Source organism: Mycobacterium sp., from assembly GCF_049280035.1.
Classification (GTDB): Bacteria; Actinomycetota; Actinomycetes; order Mycobacteriales; family Mycobacteriaceae; genus Mycobacterium.
Map to the genome: position 1 here is coordinate 1 of NZ_JBAPPI010000659.1, position 1998 is coordinate 1998.

A 1998-nucleotide genomic window follows, 5' to 3' on the forward strand; every position below is an offset into this window, starting at 1 on the left:
GGCCGTGGCTGCGCGTCGAGCACCGGTCCAGGTTAACCGACCTTCCGGACTTTCGTAGCCGATCGGCTACCGCCGTCGGTCTCATAGCAAAGCGATAACTGCGCCCAAGCCTGCAGCTAGTGACCGAGCGCAATCATCGCTGATGACCACCACCACAGAATCTCCTGACATCAATTCAACCAAGGCGCGCCGTCGTGCGATGGGAGTGGTTGTCGCCGGTGCGGCCGCCGTCGCACTGTTCGCGCTATTCGGCACCGGTTGGCCCGGCGCCGCCGAAACAACCGTCGCATCGGCGCCGGTGCAGCTGGTCGATCAGGCAACCACGCCGACGTCCCGCGTGCAGCTGGTCGACGACAGTGATGACGAAGCTCAGCAGGCGGAAAACAACGCGATACAGTCGATAATCCAGTCCGAACAACAGGCCCAACAACAACACGACCAGGCCGAGCAACAGGCTCAGCAAGACGAGCAACAGGCTCAACAAACCGAGCAGCAAGCCAACCAGTAGCCCTGGTCAACCGTCACGCCCATACACTGACCGATCGTGGGCATTCTGTTTGGCTTCGCGCCGTGGATCGTCTATTGGGTGCTTGTCGGTAACGTGCCGTTCCTTGTTGCGGTGTTGGTTGCGTTGGCGCTCGCCGTCGTCGGGCTGGTGGTTGGCCGCGCCACGCGGACACCGGGGCGAGCGCTCGAAATCGGGGCTGTCGCAACATTCTTGGTGCTGACAGCCGCAACGTTGTTGCTCAGCCCGTCGTTGATACAGCGGTGGGCGCAGCCACTGAGCAATGCGGGGATCTTCCTGGTTGCCCTTACCGGCCTGCTGATCGGCAAGCCTTTCGTGCACGAGTTCGCCGCAGCGGGTCAGCCCCCAGGGGTGGTCGAGAGCGATCTGTTCGGCCAAATCACTGCGCGGCTGACCTGGATCTGGGTTGCTGTCTTCGGGGGCATGACGGTGTCGTCGGCAATTCCACCGGTCGTGCAGCGCGACGCGACGATCCTCGACACCAAGACACCCCTGTCGTTCATCTGCTACTGGGTCATCCCATTTTCGTTGTTGGGCCTGGGCGCGCTGGCGACGAAAATCCTGCCCGCCCTGATGCTCGCCCGGGCCGGCGACATCGTTCGAAAGACAACCTTCGTTGCCTACGGCGAGGCCACTATCGACGAGCTGTACTACCTGGCGCAAGAACACGCCAACCGCGAAGTCGGGGCCGGAGAGCAGGCCTACGACGTCAAGGTCGGAGGCCTGGGCACACCGCTGGTGGGCGACGACACCCGACAGTCTTGGCCGTCAACGTACAAGGTGCGTCAGTCTCGTTAGAAGGACGCGCTGCCCGAGGCGGGGTCGCCGCCGCCGGAACCCCCAACCGCGCCCGGGGCACGCAGCGCTTCTGGCACCATGGCGAGGTGTTCAGCGGGTATTCCAGACGCCTGACCGCAACACCGGTGCGAGCTTTGCTGGACCCGCTGATCGTTGCAGTGTTTGCCGCCACCGTGAGCTTGGCCGGCGCAGGCCGTCCGTCTTTCTGGTACGACGAGGCCGCGACAATTTCGGCCTCCTACAGTCGTTCTCTCGCTCAGTTGTGGCAGATGTTGGGCAACGTCGATGCCGTCGAAGGTCTGTACTACGTGCTGATGCACGGCTGGTTCACAATTTTCCCGCCGACGGAGTTCTGGTCCCGGGTGCCAAGCGGTTTGGCTATTGGAGGCGCCGCGGCGGGAGTCGTTGTACTGGGCAAGCAGTTGTCGTCCCGAACTGTCGCCGTGGCCTCCGGACTCGTGTGTGCGATCTTGCCTCGGGCGACGTGGGCAGGCATCGAAGCTCGACCGTATGCCCTTTCGATGATGGCGGCCGTGTGGCTGGCGGTGCTGCTCGTTGATGCCACACGTCGTGACAACGTTTGGGTGTGGCTGTCCTATGGGATTGTCCTGGCAATATCGGTCCTGCTCGACGTGTATCTCCTGCAATTATCTTTCGTCCACGCCGTTTTCATC

Annotated in this window: 3 protein-coding genes; all 3 read left to right on the plus strand. The window is 62.8% G+C overall.

What is annotated here, in order from left to right; genetic code table 11:
* Positions 1–142 precede the first annotated feature (142 nt).
* The gene (locus WAN71_RS21215; protein WP_422227218.1) at positions 143–508 is read left to right on the plus strand and encodes a hypothetical protein; all 366 of its coding nucleotides are present in this window, start codon (positions 143–145) and stop codon (positions 506–508) included.
* A 36-nt stretch (positions 509–544) separates the two neighbouring features.
* Positions 545–1324: a hypothetical protein gene (locus tag WAN71_RS21220; protein WP_422227219.1), complete on the plus strand. Its 780-nt coding sequence runs from the start codon at positions 545–547 to the stop codon at positions 1322–1324.
* An 86-nt stretch (positions 1325–1410) separates the two neighbouring features.
* Positions 1411–1998: glycosyltransferase family 39 protein (locus WAN71_RS21225; protein ID WP_422227220.1), on the plus strand; the 588-nt coding region annotated here is incomplete at its 3' end.

What these genes read in the sequence shown, in the direction of transcription:
- WAN71_RS21215 (WP_422227218.1), top strand. Translation starts at nt 143, where the DNA reads ATGACCACCACCACAGAATCTCCTGACATCAATTCAACCAAGGCGCGC.